The following is a 22,626-nucleotide window of genomic DNA, read 5'->3' on the forward strand; positions in this document are numbered from 1 at the left end:
TGCTCGGGGGAGAAAAATAGGTGCTTCGTTTCGTTACAGGCTGCACGTCGGCTTTATTCATTTCGGCGTCGGCCGCTGCTACGCCCGATTCTCTCGCGGTGGCGTTCGGTGCACGGGAAGGGATCATTTCAGCCAGCATATCGCCGGATGGAAGCAAGATATCGTTGATCGCCGCCGGATCCGGAAGGACCAGCAAGTTATTTATCCTTGATGCCAAGGAAGGCACCGAGCCTAAAGCAGTTCTGACGACAACCGGTGCGCCGGAATCCATGGGCAGTTGCGATTGGGTGTCGAACGATCGGCTGGCATGTCAGGTGTACGGCACAACCCACTATGAAGGCGAAATTTACAATTTCAGTAACGTAGTTGGCGTTGACGCATCAGGCGGACATGTAAAACTCCTTAGCCAGAAGCGCAGCTCGAATTCGTTATGGGCGGATTTCCGTGGTGGCGGCATAGTTGACCTGCTGCCCGAAGAGAACGGCGCCATCTTGATGGCCCGCTCTTACGTTCCGGAGGCCAAAATCGGAAGTCTGGTCGAAAAAAAGCTCGAAGGACTGGGCATAGATCGCGTCGATACGCGAACGGGACAAATAAGCCGTGTGGAAATGCCAAAAACTATGGCCACTAGCTACATTAGTGATGGGTTGGGCAACATACGCATCATGGGCGTTCAAGAAAATGTAGCGGAATACTCAGCAAAAGGTACAACAAAATACTTCTTTCGTTTGAAGGGTAGTCGGGATTGGCTTGATCTTGGCACCTACGATTGGTCCAAGAAAACCGGCTTTTTGCCTGTGGCGGTGGACCCGGCAAAGGACGTTGCATATGGCTTTGAGAAAATCGATGGCCGTTTTGCCATCGTTAGTGCGTCTTTAGGGAGTACCGAAAAAAAGGAGGTTATCTTTGCCCATCCAAAGGTTGACGTCGATGACCTGATCCGGATTGGTCGCCGTAAACGGACTGTAGGCGTAAGCTATGTGCTTGAACATCGCGAAGCTCTGTACTTCGACAAGGGTATAGCTTCGGCAGTGTCGGCGTTGGGCAAAGCGCTTGGTGGGAGAGCCGTCAATGTGGCGGATACCAGCCTGGACGAAAATCGGATGCTTGTTTGGGCGGGTAGCGATCTCGATCCGGGTAACTATTATCTCTTCGACCGAGCAGCCAAAAAACTATCTCCGGTCATGCCCAATCGCCCCTTGTTGGCGAACGTTACGCTGTCTCCGATGAAGGCCGTAACCGTCAAGGTCGCAGACGGAACCGACATGCTGGCCTATCTTACGCTACCGGCCGGGAAAGACCCGAAGGGACTGCCTGCGATTGTAATGCCGCATGGCGGCCCTGAATCGCGCGATGAGTGGGGATTTGATTGGCTGGCGCAATATTTCGCAGCACGCGGTTTTGCGGTTATCCAGCCACAGTTTCGCGGATCGGCCGGATTCGGCGATCAGTGGCTGATGAACAATGGCTTCAGGTCGTGGCGCACGTCGGTCGGCGATGTAACGGACGCGGGGCGCTGGCTGATACAAAACGGCATTGCAGATCCGAATAAGCTTACGATCGCGGGCTGGTCCTATGGCGGATATGCAGCCCTGCAAGCAGGCGTGCTCGCACCCGATCTGTTCAAGGCCATTGTCGCCATCGCACCCGTTACGGACATCAGCGATATGCTTCGCCGCAGTCGCTGGTCGACAACATATGCACTACAAAGAGACTTTCTGGGCACTGGCTCCCAGGCTGATGCAGCATCTCCGGCGCAAAACGCAAAATCGATACGCGCGCCTGTTTTGATGTTTCACGGTACTGAAGACGTAAACGTCGACATAAGCCAGTCGCGTATCATGCAAAGCAAACTGGAAGGCGCGGGTAAGAAGAGTCGACTGGTGGTATACCAAGGTCTGGAGCATAGCCTTGTCGACAGCGATGTACGTGCCGATCTCCTTCAGCAGGCAGGCGACTTCCTGTTAGCTGCCGGACAATAACGGTAACGAAAAAGGGCGGCTCCTGCAGGAACCGCCCTTTCGCATTTCCAGGATCGCGAAACGATCAGCGCGAATAGAATTCCACGACCAGGTTCGGTTCCATCTTCACCGGATAAGGCACTTCGTCCAGCGTCGGAATGCGCGTGTACGTAACTTTGGCGCTGCCATCGGGTGCGATATAGTCAGGAATGTCACGCTCGGCGAGGCCTTGCGCTTCCATGACCAGCGCCATGTCCTGCGCCTTCTTGCCCAGAGTCACTTCGTCGCCGGGCTTCACCAGACGCGATGCCACGTTGCATTTCACGCCGTTCACATAAATGTGACCGTGCGAAACGATCTGACGTGCCGAGAAGATCGTGGGCGCGAACTTGGCGCGATAGACGACAGCGTCAAGGCGACGCTCCAGCAGGCCGATCATGTTCTGGCCGGTGTCGCCCTTCATACGGGCCGCTTCGGTGTAGTTCTTCTTGAACTGCTTTTCGGTCACGTCGCCATAATAGCCCTTGAGCTTCTGCTTGGCGCGGAGCTGAATGCCGTAGTCGGAGACTTTGCCCTTACGGCGCTGACCGTGCTGGCCAGGACCGTATTCACGCTTATTCACCGGGGACTTGGGACGACCCCAGATGTTTTCGCCCATACGGCGGTCGAGTTTGTGCTTGGCGCTTTGACGCTTCGACATATGTATTCCTTAACAATTGCTACAACGTTGGCCGCCTGAAAGGCAGCGTCGATCCCGGTACTCGCTCCGATACGGCAAATGCGTAGCAGGGCCGCTGCTTCACCGGGGTGCAGGGCCAATTGCGAAGGCGCGCGTATGAAGGGGCAGGGGGGTGATGTCAACCCTCGACAGCGTCGCTCCCCTTGCTTAGGGAAGCGGCATGACGGAACCGCTCTTCCCCGCCGATTGCCATACGATGACCGAGGTTCGCGCTGGCGTGGACGCGCTCGACCGGCGTCTTGTCGCGCTGTTCGCCGAACGCTTTGCCTATATGCGCGCTGCTGCCCGGATCAAATCGGAACGCGAGCATGTTCGGGATGAGGCGCGCAAAGCGGAAGTGATTACCAATGCTATTGCAGAGGCAGAGAATTTGAGCATCCCTGCAGAAGCGATTGGCGAAATCTGGGAAACGCTTGTGGAAGCCTCGATTGCCTATGAAATGGTCGAGTTCGATCGGCTGAGGAAATAGACTTTAAGACATTCCTCTGGGCCGGGATTTCGTCAATGCCGACAAAACGCCGCGCAATGTCCGCACTTCTTGACTGTTCCAGCCTGGCTTCGTCAGCACGCTGCGCAAAGCGCGCTTGGTCGCTGGCGTCCGATCAGGGGGAAAGAAATAACCCGACACCTCCAGCATCGTTTCCAGTTGCCCGATCATCCCGTCCAGTTCCTCCTGCGGCGCCGGTTCACCCGGATCATTGAGCGTTGGAGAGACAAGGTCGACTTGCTTCGACCATTCATAAGCGCACAGGATGACTGCCTGAGCCAGATTGAGCGAACCGAATTCCGGATTGATCGGCACCGTTAATATTGTGCGCGCGACAGCCACGTCGTCAGTTTCCAGACCCGACCGCTCCGGCCCGAACACGAACGCGCTCCGCCCTGTTGCGGCATGAATCTCCCGCGCGGCTTCTTCCGGTGTCACGACCGGCTTGGTGACGCCGCGCTTGCGCACCGTGGTTGCATAGACATGCTGACAATCCGCGACGGCCTCCGATAGCGTCTCGAACACCTGCGCGCGTTCCAGCACAATGTCGGCCCCCGATGCGGCAGGCCCAGCGTCAGGATTGGGCCACCCGTCGCGTGGAGAAACGAGTCGCAATTCAGTGAGCCCGAAATTGAGCATCGCCCGAGCGGCCTTACCGATGTTTTCGCCAAGTTGCGGGCGGACGAGGACGATTATGGGGTGGTTATTCTCGACAGGAGCGAACCGAACGGGATTAGGCGTGAGCAACCCTTTCTCTCCCGTTCGGTTCAAGCCACCGTCAAGCGAAGTCGAGACGCGGGGTCGGGAATGGGCTGCCGAATAAACGGCAGTCCAATCGCCACGTATTAGCGCCTCTTTTTTCTTCCGTGACCAGTCCTTGACCTGACGCTCTCGCTCCAGTGCATCGATCTGATCGGCAAAGGTTTCGCTGAACACCAGTTCGACCGGACGACGGTCGTGGGTGTAGCCGGGGAATGTGCCCGACTCATGCTGCGCCACGCGACGCTCAAGATCGTCTGTGTGGCCGGTATAATAAGTGCCGTCCGAGCAACGTAAAATGTAAATCCAGAAGCTCATTTCGTGGACGGTTCTCGACAAGCTCGAATCGAATGGGAGACAAGGCATGGGAATGACATCGGTCGCCGCCCCTCACTCACCCCCGACTTCCTTTACCGTGCTTGCGAAATCCTCAAAATCCCGCGCTTCGCCGAAGTCCTTATAAACACTGGCAAACCGAATATAGGCCACACTGTCGAGGCCTTTCAGCCCCTCCATCACCATCTCACCGATGATCTTGGCTTCGACTTCCGTCTCGCCGCTGGTTTCGAGTTGGCGCTGAATACCCGACACGAGCTTTTCCATCCGTCCCGCATCGATAGGCCGCTTGCGGCATGCGATGCCGATGGATCGTGCCAGCTTGTCACGCTCGAATGGCTCGCGCCGCCCCTCGCTTTTCAGCACCCAGACCTCGCGTAATTGAATACGCTCGAAAGTCGTGAAGCGCGCGCCGCACGCTTCACACTGCCGCCGCCGCCGGATCGCACCGTTGTCCTCGGTGGGGCGGCTGTCCTTTACCTGGCTATCGTCATGACCGCAAAAGGGGCAACGCAAGTCTCAGCCCTCGTAGATCGGGAAACGCGCGCACAAAGCCGACACGCGCTTGCGCACATCGGCTTCCACTGCCGGATCGCCCGCTTCTCCATTGTCGCGCAGTGCGGCGAGCACATCAGCGATCATATCGCCAATGGCTTCAAACTCCGCGATCCCAAAGCCGCGCGTTGTGCCCGCAGGCGAACCTACGCGGATACCGCTGGTCTTGGTGGGGGGCAGAGGGTCGCCCGGTACGCCGTTCTTGTTGCAAGTGATGTGGCTGCGTTCCAGCGCTTCGTCCGCATCCTTGCCGCTAATGCCATAGGGGCGCAGGTCGATCAGCGCGAGATGCGTATCGGTGCCGCCCGAAATTACGTCGAGTCCACGGGCCTTGAGCCGCGCTGCCAGCGCCTTGGCATTCGCCACAACGGCTGCAGAATACGCCTTGAACTCTGGCGTCAGAGCTTCGCCAAATGCAACTGCCTTCGCCGCAATCACATGCATGAGCGGTCCACCCTGCAAGCCAGGGAACACGGCCGAATTGATCTTCTTCGCGATGGCTTCGTCGTCGGTCATGATCATGCCGCCGCGCGGGCCGCGCAGTGTTTTGTGCGTGGTGGTCGTCACGACGTGGGCATGCCCGAACGGCGTGGGATGAACGCCACCCGCCACCAGTCCAGCGAAATGGGCCATGTCGACCATGAAGATCGCGCCCACCTTGTCAGCAATCGCGCGGAACCGTGCGAAGTCGATTTCGCGCGGATAAGCCGATCCGCCCGCAATGATGAGTGTCGGCTTATTCTCGATGGCCAATGCTTCGACGGCATCGTAATCGATCAGGTGTGTCGTCTCATCGACGCCATATTGCACAGCGTTATACCATTTGCCGGAAAGCGCTGGCTTCGCGCCATGGGTCAGGTGACCGCCGGCATCGAGCGAGAGACCCATGATCGTGTCACCCGGCTTGGTCAGTGCCAGCATTACCGCGCCGTTCGCCTGCGCGCCCGAATGCGGCTGCACGTTGACGAAACCGCAACCGAACAGTTGCTTGGCCCGGTCGATGGCGAGCTGCTCGACGGCATCTGAAGGCGCACAACCCTGATAGTACCGCTTACCTGGATAACCCTCGGCATATTTGTTCGTGAAGACCGAACCCTGCGCTTCCAGAACGGCGCGCGAGACGATGTTTTCCGATGCGATCAGTTCGATCTGGCCCTGCTCGCGTTTTAGTTCATCGGCGATGGCGGCTGCGATGGCGGGATCGGTTTGCGCGACCGTGCGCGTGAAGAAGCCTTCTGCTCGGATGGCATCGACGTCGTCGATCGAGGCGTCGGGAGCGGAAGCAAGGGTTGCAGTGCTGCTCATGCGAAAAATTCCTTTCAGAGCGCCAGAGATTAGGAAGCCGGGGAAGAAAGCTTGGCCACGCGATCGGCGTGGCGTCCGCCACCGAAGTCAGTAGAGAGAAATGCTTCAACGCAGGCCTTGGCCATATCGGGGCCGGTCAGTCGCGCACCCATGGCCAACACATTGGCGTCGTTATGCTCGCGTGACAGCGCCGCCGACAATGGCTCGGACACCAGCGCCGCGCGGCAGGCAGGGTTGCGATTGACGGCAATCGAAATGCCGATGCCCGATCCGCACAAAGCAATGCCCCGCTCGGCACTACCACTGGCAATGGCAGCGGCCAGCTTGTAGCCATAATCGGGATAATCCACGCGGTCGGCCGTCATCGGGCCAAGGTCATCGACCTTGTACCCACTCTCCCGCAACCAGTCGGCAAGCAATGCTTTTAACTCAACGGCGGCATGATCGGACGCGATGACGATACGCATGGGATGGGCGATCCTACGGCGGCTATGATTCGGATGCCGTCTCTCTAGTGCCGATCACGGCATTTGGCCATGTTACGATTTTGGGACTGCCGTTTTGGATGGCTGAGACAGATCTGTTTGCAGGCGGCACATCCGTCTTGCCTGATTGTTTCAGGCGTCGAACCTGACCATGCGATGAACTCCCGCTTCGGTTCATCCCATTTGCAGGACATCATAACTATTTGAACAGTATGCATTTTTTACCTGATTTCGGATCGATAATCGGGCAAGGGCGTTCTTTCCGCGAATGAATTGAAAGAAATGTGATTATTTAATGGTCGATCGAAGTTTGAGCAGAAGCAGTGTCATTCTGGAGCTTGAGCGTTGCATGGTTCCCGCGTCCTTGGCTGAGAATTCGTTGCAGGATGATATTCGCTCGCTGACTTTCTATAGTGTCGCTCGCTTACCCCAAGAAACTTTGGAGCAAATGAGCATGCTTCCGCAGCAGTGCCATAACAATGTTCATACCTATGCGAAGGCTGACCCTACGGGCGAATCCAAGGTGGTGCCCGGCTGGTGGAAGCGAGGCGATGTTTTTGTTCTTCACTCAGTCGTTCTATCGCGGGATTTGCTGCACTGTGTAACACCTCATGCAGACGGCGAACCGATATTGTTCGCCCCCGACCCCGCGATTGCTTGGGCGGATGCGGATCAGGTGCTGCGTGATGGCCAGTCTTTCCCGACAATCGTCCGCAATGAGCCTGAAGCCGTCATTGCAAAAGCCAAAAAGGCCAGAGACGCCTTGCTTGCGGGGGCGGATCTTGGTTCTGTGACCTTCCCGTTTTAAAAAGGCCGTGGCGAAGCGTCACCCGGTTCAATGTAAAGGCTTTGACCGTTGATCGAAAACTGACGCTCTTTCCCTATCTCCCGTGCATAGGTATGACGGGTCCATGGTATCTATAACTCAGTCTTACGTGCGTCATTTCCACGTCAAATATAGCGTTCCCGTATGAGCGGGACGATCCTGTCGCTACTTATGCTCGCCGGGCTGGCCTTGCTGGGAGGCGGAACATATCTGCTCTTCAAGAAGCGTGACCGGAAGCAAGCATTGTTGATGCTTGCCGCCGGTGTTGTGATGCTGGGCAATGTAGCGATATGGGCGGTGCCGATGTGATGCCTCCCCTGGTGGGGAGGCGTCACGTTCACCGGATGGGTGAGTCTGGCGAAAGACGCATATCGAGATAATTGTCGACCGACTTCATCAACTGGTCGAGTTCATGTTCGAAAAAGTGGTTTGCGCCACGAATTTCGTCATGGTGGATCGTAATGCCCTTCTGGGTGCGTAGCTTGTCTACCAGCTTCTGAACGGCGCTGGCCGTGACAACTTCATCATTGGTCCCCTGCACAATGATGCCCGATGAGGGGCAAGGCGCCAGAAAGCTGAAATCATACATATTGGCAGGTGGGGCCACCGAGATGAAGCCGCGAATTTCTGGGCGACGCATCAGCAACTGCATGGAAATCCATGCGCCGAAGGAGAAACCGGCAATCCAGGTGGTCTGCGCTTCGGGATGAAAGCTTTGGACCCAATCGAGCGCCGACGCGGCATCGGACAGTTCGCCGATCCCGTTGTCGAACGTGCCCTGGCTGCGGCCAACGCCGCGGAAGTTGAAGCGAAGCACCGCAAAGCCACGCTTCACGAATGTCTTATACAGCGCCTGCGTAATGCGGTCGTTCATCGTGCCGCCGCCCTGCGGATGTGGGTGCAGGATCATCGCCACGGGCGCACGGGGGCGGGGCGGCGGGCTGAAGCGCCCTTCGAGACGACCTTCGGGGCCAGTGAAAATCACGTCAGGCATGGGACTTGCTCTATGTTTTGGGCCGGGGCGGACGGCAGGCGCGGATGCGGTCTGCTTTCGCCTGTGGCTATGGCGGGTTTGCCGCCTATATAGATGTCGCGCCCTTTTTCGCAATCAATGAGTGTATCTTCCCCTTGGATCGTCTCTATCTGGATCACGCCGCCACGACGCCGATGCTGCCTGAGGCGGTCGCTGCGATGGTCGACGCCATGCAAAGCTGGGCCAACCCTTCCAGCCCCCACGCCGATGGGCGCGCAGCCAGAGCGAAGCTGGAGCATACCCGCGCCCGGATAGCAAAAGCGCTGGACTGGCCGAGCCACATCCTTTTTACATCCGGCGCCAGCGAAGCGATCGCCATTGCGCTAACCCGCGCAAAAGCGGAAGCAATCGTAACTTCACCGGTCGAGCACGACGCCGTGTTACGTGTCACGCCCGGGAGCAAGCGGTTGGCGGTAGGGGCTGATGGCTTAGTCATCCTGCCCTCGAATGTTGGAAAGGAAGGACTGAGGGCCATCCAACACGCCAACAACGAAACCGGAGTCGTTCAGCCTCTCGATGACATTCCTCATCTCTTCGCCGATTGCGCCCAAACAGCAGGAAAGCTTTCACTTCCGAACGCCGACATGATCGCGATCAGCGCGCATAAATTCGGTGGTCCGCCAGGTATCGGTGCGCTCCTGATCCGAGACCTCACGGCCATCCATCCCAGCGGCGGGCAGGAACAAGGCTATCGCGCTGGCACAGAGAACCTGCCCGCAATCATGGCCATGGCCGCAGCGCTCGAAGCGCCACGCGAATGGCTCAAGGTCGCCGCAAACCTTAGAATGCAGCTCGACAGCGCCATAGCCGACGCTGGGGGCGATGTGGTGGCCGGAGCGTCGCCCCGCATACCAACCATCGCAAGCTATCGTATGCCGGGCGTCTCGGCCCGCGCGCAGCTTATCCGCTTTGACATGGCAGGCATCTCGGTATCCGCAGGCAGCGCCTGCTCTTCGGGCACGTTAAAAGCCAGCCACGTTCTGACCGCAATGGGCTGGGACGAAACGGCGGCAGGCGAAGTAATCCGCGTCAGCTTCGGTCCGCAAACCAGCGCTGCTGATATCGATCGCTTCGTCGCTACATGGCGGACCATCGCGTCGTGATCTATCTCGATTATCAGGCGACGACGCCCCTCGCGCCAGAAGCGTTCGAAGCGATGGTGCCGTTGCTTCGTGATCAATTCGGCAATCCGCACAGCACCCATCGCGCCGGGCGGCAGGCGGCTGCGCAAGTCGAACTCGCCCGCGACCGAATCCTGATGGCGATGGCTATGCCACTAGGAAAGCTCGTGTTTACCTCCGGCGCAACCGAAGCAATCAACATTTCGCTCATCGGCTTATTACGCTCGGCACCGCCTGCCCGCCGCCGGATCGTGACGCTCGCTACCGAGCATGCCGCTGTTCGCGATACCGTGCTGGCGATGGACGGCTATGAAACGATCCTGCTGCCTGTTGGACCGGACGGCTTGGTCAATCTGGAAACAGCGCGCTCTGCCATCACGTCCGACACTGCGCTAGTTACGGCTATGCTGGTGAATAACGAGATTGGCGTCATTCAACCTGTCGATGCGCTATGTGACCTAGCCCACGCAGCGGGCGCGGTCTTTCTTTGCGACGCCGTACAGGGCTTCGGGCGTGTCCCGCTCCCCCAGCAGGCCGATGCGCTCACGATCAGCGCGCACAAGGTCCACGGCCCAAAGGGCGTCGGCGCGCTTTGGCTGTGCGATGGCATCACAATCCCCCCGCTGCTTCATGGCGGCGGTCAGGAGGGCGGCCTAAGATCCGGCACGCTCTCGCCAGCTTTGTGTGCGGGCTTTGGTGTGGCCGCGGACCTCATGCATCGCCTTCGGGACAGTGACACCCAACATACCGAAATGCTGTGGCAAGCCGCATTGCGCCTGTTCGACGACTGGACGATAAACGGCAGCATGGGTGCGCGTTATCACGGCAATTTGAATATCCGCCGTGACGGAATAGACGGCGCGCGGTTGCTGTCCGAATGCCGCGACATTGCCTTTTCGCTGGGGTCCGCCTGTGCCAGTGGATCGGGTCGTCCCAGTCATGTCTTGCAAGCTATCGGTCTATCCGACAAAGAAGCCCGGGGATCGGTTCGGATCGGCTTTGGCCGGTACACGACTATCGACGAACTGGAGGGTGCAGCGAAGGCGATCACGCAAGCGGCCGAGCGTCAGCTATCGGTCGCCAATGGAGCGCACGGGTCATGACGAAAGTCACATTCATCAGCGCCGACGGCAGGCAGCGGCAAGAGGTGGATGCACCCACCGGCACCAATTTGCTGGATATTGCTCAAGCCGCCGGACAGCCGCTGGAAGGAACATGCGAAGGGCAGATGGCGTGTTCGACATGCCATGTGATTGTCACGCCGGAAGATTTTGCCCAACTCCCCCGCGCCAGCGAGGCGGAAGAGGACATGCTGGATCTCGCTGCATCGGCCACGCGCAATAGCCGCCTTGCGTGTCAGATATTGCTGACCGATGCGATTGCCAGCCTGACCGTGCAAATTCCGCCGGAAAGCCACAACATGCAGGGAATGTAAGGGATATGCGGTACGTTTTCGTGCTGGCAGCCATGGCCGCGACGACCGGCGCGCCGTCGCACGCCCAATCCGATGTAGGCCGTTTTAAGCTCGAAAGTTTAGAGCAAGCCGCCAAACCGGTGGCAGTGGCGAATCCACGTCAGATCGAGGAATCTATTGGCGGGCGCCTGGGCATCGCTCTGGTGGATGCCGAAGGAAAACTGCTCCTTGGCTTCAATCGCGAAGAGCGCTTTGCGATGTGTTCCACATTCAAGGCGCCGCTCGCAGCAGCAGTGCTGATGGGCGCGGAACAGGGTCGCTATGGCATGGATGGCACCCTTCCTGTCGCGCAATCCGATTTGCTCGACTACGCGCCCGTGGTGGCGGCCAATTTGAAAAAGGGCCGTATGCCAATTTCGGAACTAGCGAAGGCGGCCGTTGAAGTCAGCGACAACAGCGCGGCCAACCTACTTCTGCCGCTGGTGGGTGGTCCGGAAGGCTTTACCCGTTTTTTGCGGGCTCATGGCGACGTCGTGACACGTCTGGACCGCACCGAACCCACGCTTAACGAAAATGCCCAAGGCGATGAACGGGATACGACCAGTCCGGCGTCGATGGCAACGGTGATGGCGCGGCTTTTGTTCGAGGATATGCCGACGTCCGCTGCGCAGCAGCTTCGCGGATGGCTGGAAAGCAGTACGACCGGCAAAGCCCGTATCCGCGCCGGTCTGCCCAAAGGGTGGCAGGTAGGGGACAAGACCGGCTCTTGCGGCACGGCTTATAACGACGTCGCGGTGTTGAAATCGCCTGGAGGCAAGGATTACGTGCTGGCGATCTATCTCGACCGTCCGACGGTGGACGCAGAAAATGCTGATGCAGCCATCGCGAGTACGGCGCGCGCCGCTGTAACGATCCTCACTGAGATCGAAAAGCGCGCAGCGCAGTGATCACGGGCTGAATACCAGAATAAGAAACACTGCAAACAAGGTGAGGTGCACTGCGCCCTCCAGCGTAGTGGTCCTCGTTCCTGAAAATGTCAGCGTGTTAAGCACCAGGGTAATCGCCAACAGCACCATGTTGGCCGCAGAAAGACCCAGAACGACGGGTTGGTCTGTAAGCAAGCCGATCAGGAGAACGGCAGGCACGGTCAGCCCAAGGGTCGAAGTTGCCGCGCCAAGGCACAGGTTTATGGCGCGGGTCAACTCGTTCGCCGCCACCGCGCGTAAGGCGGAAATGCCTTCGGGTGTGAAGACGATCATGGCGATGATGATGCCACTTAACGCAGTAGGCGCGCCGAGTTGGCCGATCCCTGCATCCAGCAATTTCGCAAGGCTTTTCGACAGAATGACGATAGGCAGGATGTTGGCTAGCAAAAGGATGACATGCCGACTGACTGGTGCGGAATTTGGGTTGGCATGAGGCAAGGGTGTCGCGCCGGGCGTATCGTTAGCCGCTCCTGCAGCCATAAAGAAACTCTTGTGCCGTCCCGTTTGCAGCCAAAGGAAAAGACCATAAAGCGTGATAGTCAGTATGGAAAACAATGCTGATTGCACTGGCGATAACGTGCCTGCCCCAGTCGAGGTTGTGAAATTCGGCAGCACAAGCGCAATCATCGCCAACGGGATCGTCAATGCCAGATATGCACTGGCTCCCTGGAGATTGAAGCTTTGCTGACCGTGTCGTAGCCCCCCCACGAGAAGGCCCAGCCCGACTACGCCGTTGAGCACGATCATGAGCACCGCGTACATCGTATCCCGCCCTAACGTCGGCACGTCTTTGGCGCTGAGCATCACGGCGGAAATCAGCGCAACTTCGATGATCACGATGGATAAGGTCAGCACCAATGTGCCCAGTGGCTCACCCAGCGCTTCGGCCAATTCTTCAGCTTCATGAACGACGCCAAAGGCCGCCCAGAAAATTACTCCAAGCAGCCAGATGAACAGGCCGAATGCTATGACCGGCGACATATCCATCGGCTTTATGGCAGGGGCGAACATTACGGCGGCTACGGTTAGCCATGCAATGGGAAGGCGGAACGATGTCAATGTCATGCCATGACCCTAGGCAAAACATGCTCGCTTGTCATTGGCCGCATGGCGCCCAGTCTGCAAATATGGTGCGCATCTCGATACTTGCGCAGCGCGGGTAAAGCCGCCATATGCGCGACGGGAGTCGGGCGGACGTGGTCGTCGCCAACCGGGTCAGGTCCTGACGGAAGCAGCCACAACGATTTCGCTGCGGGTCGTTCCGGCTCCCACCTTTAATCCATGTGACGGCGCACCGTTCGTTTCATGATGATGCGTGGTTTACTCGCGCCAAGCCTTCGACAATATCCATCCAACCCGCTACATCCAGTCGATGACCGATTCCTCTCAGCCTTACCGCGTACTTGCTCGCAAATATCGACCAGGCAATTTCCGCGAACTGATCGGTCAGGATGCCATGGTGCAAACGCTGGGTAACGCAATCAAGCGTGGCCGCCTTGCCCATGCCTTCCTGATGACCGGTGTGCGCGGTGTTGGTAAAACCTCGACGGCCCGCCTCATTGCAAAGGCGTTGAATTGCATCGGCCCGGATGGGCAGGGCGGCCCCACCATCGATCCATGTGGTGTATGTGAGCCGTGCACCGCCATTGCGGAAGGTCGCCATATCGACGTCATTGAAATGGACGCCGCCAGCCATACCGGCGTCGATGACGTCCGTGAGATCATCGAGGCTGTCCGCTATTCCGCCGTGTCAGCACGATACAAGGTTTATATCATCGACGAAGTGCACATGCTGTCGAAGAACGCCTTCAACGCATTGCTCAAGACGTTGGAAGAGCCGCCGGAACACGTAAAGTTCCTGTTCGCGACCACCGAAGTAAATAAAGTACCGATCACGGTGCTGTCGCGCTGCCAGCGTTTCGATTTGCGGCGTATCTCCGCGGAAAAGCTCACGGCGCACTTCATGTGTGTTACCGATGCCGAGGGCGTGCGTGCCGAACCGGCTGCGCTGGCTCTGATTGCGCAAGCTGCGGAAGGTTCTGCGCGCGACGGCCTCTCGATACTCGATCAGGCCATCGCGCATGCGGATATGGATGATGGCGGCCCGCTGGTAACGGCTGCGCAGGTGCGCGATATGCTTGGCCTGTCCGATCGTGGGTCCGTGCGTCGTCTTCTGGGCCTGATGCTAGGCGGGGAAGCTGCGCCGATGCTGGAGGCTGTGCGAGAACAGCATGATCTGGGCGTAGAACCGCTGGCATTGATACGCGGACTGCTTGAGATCGTACATGCGGTAACTGTAACCAAGGCCGGCCGGGGCGGAGACGACCCCGCGCAATCGGCCGAGGAGCGCGATGCGCTGGCCGAATGGGCATCCGCACTCAACTTCGCGGCGTTGCATCGGCTGTGGCAGTTGTTGCTCAAGGGGCATGATGAAGTTGCCAGCGCCATTCTCCCGCTGGAAGCGTGCGAGATGGCACTACTGCGCACGGTTCATGCGGCGACTTTGCCCGATCCAGGCGAACTGGCCCGGATGCTGCGCGAGGGAGGTGGCATGCCAATCGCCCCTCAGGCTATCGCTTCCTCGCCATCGCCGGCGGGAAAGCCAATGCCTGACAGCTTCTCGGGACTTATCGAGATGCTGCGTGGCGACCGTAGCTCCGGCAGCGCCAGTATGGCTGTGACACTGCATGATGAGGTTGGTCTGGTGCGCTTTGCACCGCCGGAACTGGTCTTTCGTCCTCGCCGCGCGTTGGAGGCTGGTTTCGTTCAGGACCTGTCAAAGCGGTTGGGTGATATAACGGGGCAACAGTGGCAAGTGATGATCGGCGATGGACCGGTCGAGCCAACCCTTTGGGAACAGGAGCAGGCCGCCGAGGACGCGGCGCGACAGGCGATATTGGCGACGCCGATTGTCAGTGCGGCGATGGCGGCTTTCCCCGATGCCGAACTGCTGAATACCGAAGACACCGAAAAATGGAGCGTGAGCGCATGAAAGACTTGAATGAAATCCTGGGCATGGCGAGCCGTGTGCAGGAAGAATTGACCAAGGCCCAAGAAAACCTGGATCATATCGAAGTTGAAGGCGTGTCTGGCGGGGGCGTCGTAAAGGTGCGCGCGTCGGCAAAGGGCCGCATCATCGGGGTAAGTATCGATGAAAGCCTGCTGGTACCATCGGAAAAGCAGATCCTGGAGGATTTGATTGCCGCCGCGTTGAACGACGCACGCAAAAAAGCCGATGAGGTCAGCAACGCTGAAATGGGCAAATTGACCAGCGGTATCCCGTTGCCGCCCGGTTTCAAGCTGCCGTTCTGAGTAGGTTTTGACGTGTCGGCTTTTCATACCATCGACCGATTGAACCACTTCCGCCGAACGCCCATATAATAGGGAAGGCGCCATGTTGCGTGCCACGGAGATAGCATGACTACCAATTACCCGTTGTTGCCGTTGCGCGACATAGTCGTATTCCCGCAGATGATCGTTCCGTTGTTCGTCGGACGTGACAAAAGCGTCGTGGCGCTCGAAAAGGCGATGGAAGCCGACAAGGAAATTTTCCTTGTGTCGCAGCTTGATCCTGCGGAGGACGATCCGGATCGCGATGCCTTGTACGACACTGGGGTAATTGCGACCGTCCTGCAATTGTTGAAGCTGCCAGACGGCACCGTTCGCGTTCTGGTAGAAGGCAAACAGCGTGCGCGTTTGGACGAATTGGTTACCCTGTCGGACCACCTAACCGCGAGCGTAGTCGTAATCGACGATATCGTTGCGGACACGCCGGAAGCGTCTGCGCTTATGCGCTCCGTTGCGGAGCAGTTCGAAAACTACGCCAAACTCAATAAGAAGCTGCCGGCAGAAACGCCTGTGCAGTTGCGCGAGATCGAAGATGCTGGTCGACTTGCCGATGCGGTGTCCGCCAACATCAATGTGAAGGTCGCTGACAAGCAATCGTTGCTGGTGGAAGCCGATCCCGTCAAGCGGCTGGAAATGGTGTTTGCCTTCATGGAAGGTGAACTTGGCGTCTTGCAGGTCGAAAAGAAAATTCGTGGCCGCGTAAAACGGCAGATGGAAAAGACTCAGCGCGAATATTACCTCAACGAGCAGTTGAAGGCGATCCAGCGCGAACTCGGCAATGGCGAAGGTGAAGATGCCGACGAGTTGGCCGAACTTGCGCAGAAGATCGCCAAGACCAAGCTGAGCAAGGAAGCGCGGACAAAGGCGACGGCGGAGCTGAAGAAGCTCAAGACGATGCAGCCGATGTCCGCGGAAGCCACGGTCGTTCGCAATTATCTCGACGTGTTGCTCGGTCTGCCTTGGGGCAAGCGCGGCAAGGTGAAGAACGACTTGCGGCAGGCGCAGGAAATTCTGGATGCCGATCATTTCGCCCTGGAAAAGGTGAAGGACCGGATCGTCGAATATCTGGCGGTTCAGGCACGGACCAACAAGCTGAAGGGGCCGATTCTGTGCCTTGTCGGACCCCCGGGCGTTGGCAAGACGTCGCTCGGTCGATCGATTGCCAAGGCGACAGGCCGCGAATTTGTGCGCCAGTCGTTGGGCGGTGTGCGCGATGAAGCCGAAATTCGCGGCCATCGCCGTACCTATATCGGGTCGCTGCCAGGCAAGATCGTCACGAACCTGAAGAAAGCGGGAACGATGAACCCGCTGTTCCTGCTCGATGAAATAGACAAGCTGGGTCAGGACTTCCGTGGAGATCCTGCGTCGGCTTTGCTCGAAGTGCTTGATCCCGAACAGAACGGTAAGTTCCAGGATCACTATCTGGAAATCGATGTCGATCTGTCCGACGTGATGTTTGTCACGACGGCTAACAGCCTTAACCTGCCTCAAGCTTTGCTCGACCGTATGGAGATCATCCGGCTGGAAGGGTATACCGAGGACGAAAAGGTTGAGATCGCCCAGCGCCATCTGATCGCTAAGCAGGTCGAAGCGCATGGCCTGAAAGATGGCGAATTCGAAGTCACTGAAGCCGCCGTTCGCGACCTTATTCGTTACTACACGCGGGAAGCGGGCGTTCGCACGCTCGAAAGGGAAATTGCCCGACTGGCGCGAAAGGCGCTGCGGAAGATCCTTGAAGGTGAATACAGCCAAGTCGTCATTACGCCGGACAATCTGGCGGACTATGCCGGTGTACGGAAGTTTCGCCATGGCATGGGTGAAGAAGAAAACCAGATCGGCGCCGTGACGGGGCTGGCATGGACCGAAGTAGGCGGCGAGTTGCTTACCATCGAATCCGTGACTGTGCCGGGCAAGGGCGCAATCCGGACCACCGGTAAGCTCGGCGATGTGATGACCGAGTCGATCCAGGCCGCGTTCTCCTATGTGAAGGCGCGTTCGCCGGGTTATGGCATCAAGCCCAGCATATTTACGCGCAAGGATATCCATATCCATCTTCCCGAAGGCGCTGTTCCCAAGGACGGCCCATCTGCCGGGATAGGTATGGTTACCTCCATCGTCAGTACCCTGACCGGCATCGCGGTGCACAAGGACGTCGCTATGACCGGCGAGGTTACGTTGCGGGGTCGAGTGTTGCCGATAGGTGGCCTCAAGGAAAAGCTTCTGGCGGCGCTGCGCGGGGACATCAAAACGGTATTGATACCGGCTGAGAACGAAAAAGATCTCGCGGAGATTCCTGCGAACATCCTTAACGGGCTCGAGATTATTCCTGTGAGCCACGTGGATGAAGTGCTGGCGCGGGCTTTGGTAACGCCGTTGGAAGCGATCACCTGGACTGAAGAAGACGATCTCGCGGCGCAGCCACGTCCCCTTGGAAATGGGGAAAATGATGTTGCAGTGCGGCATTAAAGGCCGGTTTTTCGGGCTATTGTCTCGAAAAGGGGCATTTTGAAGCTTTGAAACTTCCCAGGCGCAGGATTTTGTCGCTTTCTCTTTGACAGCGGCAAAATCCTGCGCCTTTATTGCCTGCCTAGCCCGCGATTCCCGACGATCAAACCAACAAGGGGTTCCCAGAACATGAATAAACAGGATCTCATTAGCGCAGTAGCGGACAGTAGCGGCCTTTCCAAAAGCGACGCGATCAAGGCAGTCGAAGGCATGTTCGAAGCTGTGACCGGTGCATTGAAGAAGGGCGACGAAGTCCGGTTGGTAGGCTTTGGAACATTTTCGGTCACCAAGCGCAAAGCGTCGACCGGACGTAACCCGCGTACGGGCGAGACCATGACGATCAAGGCATCGACCCAGCCCAAGTTTAAGGCAGGCAAAGGTCTTAAGGACGCCGTCAACTAAACGACCGCTGCCGCGAAAGGCGACAGGCGCAACATCTCTCAGCCGTAGTGATGAGCGGTCGGCGATAATCTCGCCGAACTGTTGGCATGTGTGGCTAGGGCTGGAGAAAAGCGGGGCACAGCGCCCCGCTTTTTCCGTTTTCGGCCCTTCGACGGCACAAGCCGTGCATTGGCCGCAAATGCGTACTTGACGGTTGGGTCCGCTGCGCCCTATGGGCCGTCTTCCCCGCAATTCGCGGGTGTGGCGATCGTAGCTCAGTTGGTTAGAGCGCCGGTTTGTGGTACCGGAGGTCGTGGGTTCAAGACCCATCGGTCGCCCCATTATTTTTATTTTTGCGCATGACGCCGCTGCGCTAAAGCGCGCGGCACATCGCGTTTTCGGGTGGCTTTTCCCGCATCGGCGCATTATTGCGTGGTTCAGTAATTTTATTACGAGGACCATATGACCGCTGCTTGGGATCTGCCGGACTTTGACGACCATGAGGGTGTCCACCTGTTTCGTGACCGGGCTAGCGGTCTGACGGCCGTCATCGCTATTCATTCCACGACTTTGGGTGCGGGTGCCGGTGGCACGCGGTTCTGGCATTATGCCGACCGGACCGACGCAATCACCGACGCGCTGCGGCTGTCGCGCGGCATGAGTTATAAAAACGCCATGGCGGGCCTTCCCATGGGTGGGGCCAAGGGCGTGATCCTGGCAGATGCGGCGAAAACAAAAACGCCTGCAATGCTCGAAGCGTTCGGGCGCGCGGTCGATTCGCTTGGCGGTCGTTACGTGACGGCGGAGGATGTCGGCATTTCCGAAACCGACATGATTACGATATCCAAGGGGACACGGCACGTCTCCGGCTTGCCGGTCGCGGCCGGTGATGCGGGCGGCGATCCGGGGCCGTTTACCGCCTATGGCATCTATCTGGGCGTCAAGGCTGCGGTCGGGCACGCCGTGGGCAAAAGCGACATGGCGGGTGTGCATGTCGCCATTCAGGGCGTTGGCAGCGTAGGCGGCGGTCTTGCCCGCTATCTCGCCAAGGATGGCGCGAAGCTGACGCTGGCCGATGTGAACAGCGACCGGGCCAAGGCGCTGGCGGCGGAGCTGGGTGGCGAGGCCGTTGAAGCGGAGGCAATCATCGGCGTGGAAGCGGATGTGTTCAGCCCCAATGCGTTGGGTGCGATCCTGAATGAATATAGTATTCCTTTGCTTAAGACGGGAATCGTCGCGGGCGGCGCCAACAACCAGCTTGCGACCCCTGCGGATGCAGCGCGGCTCCATGGGCGCGGTATCTTGTATGCGCCGGATTATGTCATCAACGCAGGCGGGATCATCAACGTCGCCCTTGAATATCTGGGGCAGGGCGACCGCGATGAAGTGAACGGGCGGATCGAGATGATTCCCGACCGGCTGCGCGCGATCTGGACCGAAAGCGCCGCCAGCGGCCGACCGGCGGCCGATGTCGCCGATGCGATGGCGCAGAAGCTGATCGGGCGCGGGTAAGCGCGTCGGTCGGTTGCGCGCGGCTTCGTTTTGAGGGCTGTCGATGCTCGGAAGGTTGCAAAGGTGACACTATGTTACCTCCCCGTGGGCGTGTCATAGGGAGGGGCGGCGGGCGGAGATTTTCGCGAAAAGCCTCAAAGGCCCCACTACGTCACCACCCATTGAGGCTGTCCGGGGTTAGATTCCGGATGAAACTCCCCGAAGCCCGACGCGCGCGCTTCCATGTTCCTGTCTGCGCAGGAACATGGTGGACTGTGGTTCTAGGTTGTTCCCCGGCCTTCGCCGGGGAACGGGATGGATCATGTGGTCAGCACCGTCTAATGCCATCATTGCATTTCTCCCTCGCCGCACAGGCTCAGGCCAGCCACAGGCTCCCCGCCTGAGAGACTTAGTGTTGTTGCAGCATGAGGCGCTGCGGTCCTATTCGGCCGCACGAATGTCGCCAGAATGCACATAGTGAAGTCAAATTGCCGCCTGGCTGTCGTGCCTTTGCGTCATGAGCGCAGAGGCGAGAGGGGATACGCGAACAAGGACTTCGTGCAGGGCAACGGGCTAAGCACGGGGGGGGGTTAGCGGAGTGGGGTGTGTGTAGGACAGGGGAATATCTGAGGTTGCCGTTTATCAATTCATGATATATCGATATTCAATAATTTCAGGGATCGGGATTGTCATGCTGCGTGCGACTCGGCTTTCGATTGTGGTGTTGACCTTCGCCAATTGGGTGGCAATTGCGTTCTTCACCTTAACCGTCCTTTGCGTGCTGCTGGACGTTCCGCTTGCTGCAGATCGCGTGAAACGGGTTGCTTTGCCGGGCAACGCTGACACCCTTAAGCAGATTGTTGTGACCATCCTACTGATAGGCATTACGACCAGCGTAGCCGTAGATCGAATTTTCCGCCAAATTCTGTGCATCCTTGATTCTGTCGTAGCAGGTCAGCCGTTTGTGTCGGCAAATGGCTCACGGCTCCGAGCTATGGCGTGGTATTTATTAGTAATTCAGATTCTTGACACCGGCTTCGCTTTTGCAATTCGCACAATCAACCATCTCGTTAATCACGCGCCTTTTGGTTGGGGACCGTCTGCAACCGGATGGATTGCGATACTGCTTCTTTTTGTTCTAGCCCATGTTTTTACACAGGGAGCAGCTATGCAGGATGAACTGGAGGGTACAGTTTGATGCCTGTCAGAGTGCAACTTGACGATCTTCTCTGGCAGCGGCGCATGACGCTCACTGACCTTGCAGATCGCGTCGGCATCACGCTGGCAAACCTCTCGATCCTAAAGACAGGCAAGGCCAAGGCTATCCGTTTTTCAACATTGGAAGCGATCTGTCGGGAGCTTGGCTGCCAACCGGGAGATTTGCTGAGTTTCGAGCTGGAGTGAACGCCATGCTATGGTCGTTACGGAGCGTCTATGTGCGTTGCTGGCGCTATGCTTTTGCTTGCCCTGTGCTATTCAGCTTACCGATCGTGACCGAAGCGATGCAGCACGTCGCTGAGTATAGCCAAGGCTTTTATGCCGATCTCGCCAGCGCCAAGGCAAACGAGCATAGCATGCTCAGGATGGCGTTCGGCACCGTGAAAATATTGTCGGTGGTGATAGCGCGCTATTGGGTTATTCGCTGGTTAGAATGGGGCGATGGCAAACGAACTTTCGGTTTTGATGGTCGAAGCATTGCGACATTCACGCCTTGGCTGATTTTCGAAGCTGCAATCACCTTTCCAACGATCTGGCTACCCGTTTTTGCGCCCTCGCTCGGTAGACCTGTCATGATTCTTAGCATCATCTCATTTGTTCTTAGTCTGCTCTTTTCCGATTGGAGCCGAGCAGCTTCAATAGGTCAGAGCGGCGGTCCGGTCCGTTCAGCCCGAAAGGTCGCACCAATATTTCTTTGGGCGTTAGCGTTCAATCTAATTGCATTGCTGCCTATAATGACAATGCATTACGCATTGATGATGGTCGCAATGAACGGACACCACGTAATACGATGGATAGTATTAGCGGCAGACACAATAGTCGTAGGATACTTAAGCGCTATCGTTTGTGGCGTACCTTGGTTTGTTTCCGAGCATGCTTTAGCGCGGTTCGATGTTAGGCACGCTAAACTGCAGTAACTGAAATAGCAGCATCTCGCCAACCCATCAGTTATATCGCCGCAAAAGCCCCGCCAGTTTGCCCTGGATGCGGACCTGTTGCGCGTTGTAGATCTGCGGTTCGTAAGCGCTGTTGGCGGGGTCCAGGCGGACGCGGGGGCCGTCTTTGCGGAAATATTTTAGGGTGGCTTCGGCATCGTCGATGAGAGCGACGACGATCTGGCCGTCGCGCGCAACTTCGGTACGCTGGATGAGTGCGAAGTCACCGTCGAGGATGCCGGCTTCCATCATGGAGTCGCCGGAGACTTCCAGCGCATAATGTTCGCCTGAACCGAGCAGGGCCGCAGGGACGGACAGCATGTTCTGCCCCTCCATCGCTTCGATGGGAACACCGGCGGCGATGCGACCGTGCAGCGGGATTTCGATCACGTCGTTGGCGGCGATGGGAATATGCGGCACGGACACTTTGGGCGGAATGACCGCAGGGGTCGCGGCCAGCAGCGCAGCAGCCTTTCGCGCGCGTTCCAGTCCTTCGGGCAATTTCAGCACTTCGAGCGCACGGGCGCGGTTGGGCAGGCGGCGGATGAAGCCACGTTCCTCCAGCGCGTTGATGAGGCGATGGATGCCGGACTTGGAACGCAAGTCGAGCGCTTCCTTCATCTCCTCGAACGACGGGGAAACACCGCCTTCCTCAAGGCGATTGTGGATGAACGTGAGCAATTCTTGCTGCTTGGGCGTTAGCATATCAGACCTCATCCTTTGGAACGGACGGGGAACGTA

General features: G+C 58.0%; 23 protein-coding genes, 1 tRNA gene, 1 other RNA gene and 1 pseudogene. 18 read left to right on the plus strand and 8 right to left on the minus strand.

The genetic code is table 11. The annotated features are described in order from the left end of the window. Positions 1 to 20 precede the first annotated feature (20 nt). Positions 21 to 1,982, plus strand: a complete 1,962-nt coding sequence (locus LQ220_RS10160; protein ID WP_230188165.1) for an alpha/beta fold hydrolase — start codon at positions 21 to 23, stop codon at positions 1,980 to 1,982. A 64-nt stretch (positions 1,983 to 2,046) separates the two neighbouring features. Here the strand turns inward: LQ220_RS10160 and rpsD are convergent, their stop codons facing one another. Next, positions 2,047 to 2,661, minus strand: a complete 615-nt coding sequence (rpsD, locus tag LQ220_RS10165) for a 30S ribosomal protein S4 (protein ID WP_230188166.1) — start codon at positions 2,659 to 2,661, stop codon at positions 2,047 to 2,049. A gap of 199 nt (positions 2,662 to 2,860) precedes the next feature. On the opposite strand from rpsD, the gene LQ220_RS10170 reads away from it, so the two are divergent. After that, positions 2,861 to 3,169, plus strand: a complete 309-nt coding sequence (locus LQ220_RS10170; protein WP_230188167.1) for a chorismate mutase — start codon at positions 2,861 to 2,863, stop codon at positions 3,167 to 3,169. Between the two features lie 3 nt (positions 3,170 to 3,172). Here LQ220_RS10170 and LQ220_RS10175 read toward each other — a convergent pair whose 3' ends face one another. From LQ220_RS10175 to rpiB, 4 genes are all read right to left on the minus strand, one after another. After that, entirely contained in the window at positions 3,173 to 4,264 is a 1,092-nt protein-coding gene (locus LQ220_RS10175) for a TrmJ/YjtD family RNA methyltransferase (RefSeq protein WP_230188168.1), read from the minus strand. A gap of 72 nt (positions 4,265 to 4,336) precedes the next feature. Next, on the minus strand, positions 4,337 to 4,798 hold the full coding sequence (gene nrdR / locus LQ220_RS10180) for a transcriptional regulator NrdR (RefSeq protein ID WP_230188169.1): 462 nt from the start codon (positions 4,796 to 4,798) through the stop codon (positions 4,337 to 4,339). Positions 4,799 to 4,801: 3 nt separating this feature from the next. Continuing rightward, the gene (glyA, locus tag LQ220_RS10185; protein WP_230188170.1) at positions 4,802 to 6,142 is read right to left on the minus strand and encodes a serine hydroxymethyltransferase; all 1,341 of its coding nucleotides are present in this window, start codon (positions 6,140 to 6,142) and stop codon (positions 4,802 to 4,804) included. 29 nt (positions 6,143 to 6,171) lie between these two features. Beyond that, positions 6,172 to 6,609, minus strand: a complete 438-nt coding sequence (gene rpiB / locus LQ220_RS10190; RefSeq protein ID WP_230188171.1) for a ribose 5-phosphate isomerase B — start codon at positions 6,607 to 6,609, stop codon at positions 6,172 to 6,174. Positions 6,610 to 6,922: 313 nt separating this feature from the next. Between rpiB and LQ220_RS10195 the strand changes: the two genes are divergently transcribed. Further along, positions 6,923 to 7,435, plus strand: coding sequence for a hypothetical protein (locus LQ220_RS10195; RefSeq protein WP_230188172.1), 513 nt, complete (start codon positions 6,923 to 6,925; stop codon positions 7,433 to 7,435). A 162-nt stretch (positions 7,436 to 7,597) separates the two neighbouring features. Continuing rightward, complete coding sequence (locus LQ220_RS10200; protein ID WP_230188173.1) at positions 7,598 to 7,762, plus strand: LPXTG cell wall anchor domain-containing protein; 165 nt, start codon at positions 7,598 to 7,600, stop codon at positions 7,760 to 7,762. Positions 7,763 to 7,790: 28 nt separating this feature from the next. Here the strand turns inward: LQ220_RS10200 and LQ220_RS10205 are convergent, their stop codons facing one another. Further along, positions 7,791 to 8,447: an alpha/beta hydrolase gene (locus tag LQ220_RS10205; RefSeq protein ID WP_230188174.1), complete on the minus strand. Its 657-nt coding sequence runs from the start codon at positions 8,445 to 8,447 to the stop codon at positions 7,791 to 7,793. A gap of 5 nt (positions 8,448 to 8,452) precedes the next feature. Between LQ220_RS10205 and LQ220_RS10210 the strand changes: the two genes are divergently transcribed. The 4 genes and pseudogenes from LQ220_RS10210 to bla form a co-directional block, all read left to right on the plus strand. After that, positions 8,453 to 9,589: an aminotransferase class V-fold PLP-dependent enzyme gene (locus tag LQ220_RS10210; RefSeq protein ID WP_290369028.1), complete on the plus strand. Its 1,137-nt coding sequence runs from the start codon at positions 8,453 to 8,455 to the stop codon at positions 9,587 to 9,589. Beyond that, positions 9,568 to 10,710, plus strand: a complete 1,143-nt coding sequence (locus LQ220_RS10215) for a cysteine desulfurase family protein (RefSeq protein WP_230188175.1) — start codon at positions 9,568 to 9,570, stop codon at positions 10,708 to 10,710. The genes LQ220_RS10210 and LQ220_RS10215 overlap by 22 nt, the downstream gene beginning before the upstream one ends. Beyond that, positions 10,707 to 11,042 (plus strand): 2Fe-2S iron-sulfur cluster-binding protein, encoded by a 336-nt coding sequence (locus tag LQ220_RS10220; protein WP_230188176.1) that lies wholly within the window; start codon positions 10,707 to 10,709, stop codon positions 11,040 to 11,042. Before LQ220_RS10215 ends, LQ220_RS10220 begins: the two co-directional genes overlap by 4 nt. Positions 11,043 to 11,173: 131 nt before the next feature. Then, positions 11,174 to 11,968: pseudogene (bla, locus tag LQ220_RS10225) on the plus strand (class A beta-lactamase); the annotation flags it as partial. On the opposite strand, the gene LQ220_RS10230 reads toward bla, so the two are convergent. Further along, complete coding sequence (locus tag LQ220_RS10230) at positions 11,969 to 13,072, minus strand: calcium:proton antiporter (protein WP_230188177.1); 1,104 nt, start codon at positions 13,070 to 13,072, stop codon at positions 11,969 to 11,971. It abuts the pseudogene before it with no gap. 113 nt (positions 13,073 to 13,185) lie between these two features. Here LQ220_RS10230 and ffs point away from each other — a divergent pair. The 10 genes from ffs (at position 13,186) to LQ220_RS10280 (ending at position 21,867) form a co-directional block, all read left to right on the plus strand. After that, an RNA gene (gene ffs, locus LQ220_RS10235) (signal recognition particle sRNA small type) lies at positions 13,186 to 13,283 on the plus strand. 96 nt (positions 13,284 to 13,379) lie between these two features. After that, a complete protein-coding gene (locus tag LQ220_RS10240) occupies positions 13,380 to 14,999 on the plus strand; it encodes a DNA polymerase III subunit gamma/tau (protein ID WP_230188230.1) in 1,620 nt (539 codons plus the stop codon). Further along, positions 14,996 to 15,319, plus strand: a complete 324-nt coding sequence (locus LQ220_RS10245; protein WP_230188231.1) for a YbaB/EbfC family nucleoid-associated protein — start codon at positions 14,996 to 14,998, stop codon at positions 15,317 to 15,319. The genes LQ220_RS10240 and LQ220_RS10245 overlap by 4 nt, the downstream gene beginning before the upstream one ends. 105 nt (positions 15,320 to 15,424) lie before the next feature. After that, entirely contained in the window at positions 15,425 to 17,821 is a 2,397-nt protein-coding gene (gene lon / locus LQ220_RS10250) for an endopeptidase La (protein WP_230188178.1), read from the plus strand. A gap of 168 nt (positions 17,822 to 17,989) precedes the next feature. Further along, positions 17,990 to 18,262, plus strand: a complete 273-nt coding sequence (locus tag LQ220_RS10255) for an HU family DNA-binding protein (protein WP_230188179.1) — start codon at positions 17,990 to 17,992, stop codon at positions 18,260 to 18,262. A gap of 243 nt (positions 18,263 to 18,505) precedes the next feature. Continuing rightward, a tRNA-His gene (locus tag LQ220_RS10260) sits at positions 18,506 to 18,582 on the plus strand. Positions 18,583 to 18,703: 121 nt separating this feature from the next. Then, positions 18,704 to 19,753 (plus strand): Glu/Leu/Phe/Val dehydrogenase dimerization domain-containing protein, encoded by a 1,050-nt coding sequence (locus tag LQ220_RS10265; RefSeq protein WP_230188180.1) that lies wholly within the window; start codon positions 18,704 to 18,706, stop codon positions 19,751 to 19,753. Between the two features lie 670 nt (positions 19,754 to 20,423). After that, complete coding sequence (locus LQ220_RS10270) at positions 20,424 to 20,930, plus strand: DUF2975 domain-containing protein (protein ID WP_230188181.1); 507 nt, start codon at positions 20,424 to 20,426, stop codon at positions 20,928 to 20,930. Beyond that, positions 20,930 to 21,136 (plus strand): helix-turn-helix transcriptional regulator, encoded by a 207-nt coding sequence (locus LQ220_RS10275; RefSeq protein WP_230188232.1) that lies wholly within the window; start codon positions 20,930 to 20,932, stop codon positions 21,134 to 21,136. The genes LQ220_RS10270 and LQ220_RS10275 overlap by 1 nt, the downstream gene beginning before the upstream one ends. Positions 21,137 to 21,222: 86 nt before the next feature. Then, complete coding sequence (locus LQ220_RS10280; RefSeq protein WP_230188182.1) at positions 21,223 to 21,867, plus strand: hypothetical protein; 645 nt, start codon at positions 21,223 to 21,225, stop codon at positions 21,865 to 21,867. Positions 21,868 to 21,894: 27 nt separating this feature from the next. Here LQ220_RS10280 and lexA read toward each other — a convergent pair whose 3' ends face one another. Beyond that, positions 21,895 to 22,590 (minus strand): transcriptional repressor LexA, encoded by a 696-nt coding sequence (lexA, locus tag LQ220_RS10285; protein ID WP_230188183.1) that lies wholly within the window; start codon positions 22,588 to 22,590, stop codon positions 21,895 to 21,897. Positions 22,591 to 22,626: the final 36 nt, after the last annotated feature.

It is taken from the genome of Sphingobium sp. CECT 9361 (genome assembly GCF_918741285.1).
GTDB lineage: Bacteria > Pseudomonadota > Alphaproteobacteria > Sphingomonadales > Sphingomonadaceae > Sphingobium.

Coding starts and splice junctions, on each gene's coding strand:
- rpsD (WP_230188166.1), bottom strand. CDS start 2,661: ATGTCGAAGCGTCAAAGCGCCAAGCACAAACTCGACCGCCGTATGGGC.
- LQ220_RS10170 (WP_230188167.1), top strand. CDS start 2,861: ATGACGGAACCGCTCTTCCCCGCCGATTGCCATACGATGACCGAGGTT.
- LQ220_RS10175 (WP_230188168.1), bottom strand. CDS start 4,264: ATGAGCTTCTGGATTTACATTTTACGTTGCTCGGACGGCACTTATTAT.
- glyA (WP_230188170.1), bottom strand. CDS start 6,142: ATGAGCAGCACTGCAACCCTTGCTTCCGCTCCCGACGCCTCGATCGAC.
- rpiB (WP_230188171.1), bottom strand. CDS start 6,609: ATGCGTATCGTCATCGCGTCCGATCATGCCGCCGTTGAGTTAAAAGCA.
- LQ220_RS10195 (WP_230188172.1), top strand. CDS start 6,923: ATGGTCGATCGAAGTTTGAGCAGAAGCAGTGTCATTCTGGAGCTTGAG.
- LQ220_RS10200 (WP_230188173.1), top strand. CDS start 7,598: ATGAGCGGGACGATCCTGTCGCTACTTATGCTCGCCGGGCTGGCCTTG.
- LQ220_RS10205 (WP_230188174.1), bottom strand. CDS start 8,447: ATGCCTGACGTGATTTTCACTGGCCCCGAAGGTCGTCTCGAAGGGCGC.
- LQ220_RS10215 (WP_230188175.1), top strand. CDS start 9,568: ATGGCGGACCATCGCGTCGTGATCTATCTCGATTATCAGGCGACGACG.
- LQ220_RS10220 (WP_230188176.1), top strand. CDS start 10,707: ATGACGAAAGTCACATTCATCAGCGCCGACGGCAGGCAGCGGCAAGAG.
- LQ220_RS10230 (WP_230188177.1), bottom strand. CDS start 13,072: ATGACATTGACATCGTTCCGCCTTCCCATTGCATGGCTAACCGTAGCC.
- LQ220_RS10240 (WP_230188230.1), top strand. CDS start 13,380: ATGACCGATTCCTCTCAGCCTTACCGCGTACTTGCTCGCAAATATCGA.
- LQ220_RS10245 (WP_230188231.1), top strand. CDS start 14,996: ATGAAAGACTTGAATGAAATCCTGGGCATGGCGAGCCGTGTGCAGGAA.
- lon (WP_230188178.1), top strand. CDS start 15,425: ATGACTACCAATTACCCGTTGTTGCCGTTGCGCGACATAGTCGTATTC.
- LQ220_RS10255 (WP_230188179.1), top strand. CDS start 17,990: ATGAATAAACAGGATCTCATTAGCGCAGTAGCGGACAGTAGCGGCCTT.
- LQ220_RS10265 (WP_230188180.1), top strand. CDS start 18,704: ATGACCGCTGCTTGGGATCTGCCGGACTTTGACGACCATGAGGGTGTC.
- LQ220_RS10270 (WP_230188181.1), top strand. CDS start 20,424: ATGCTGCGTGCGACTCGGCTTTCGATTGTGGTGTTGACCTTCGCCAAT.
- LQ220_RS10275 (WP_230188232.1), top strand. CDS start 20,930: ATGCCTGTCAGAGTGCAACTTGACGATCTTCTCTGGCAGCGGCGCATG.
- lexA (WP_230188183.1), bottom strand. CDS start 22,590: ATGCTAACGCCCAAGCAGCAAGAATTGCTCACGTTCATCCACAATCGC.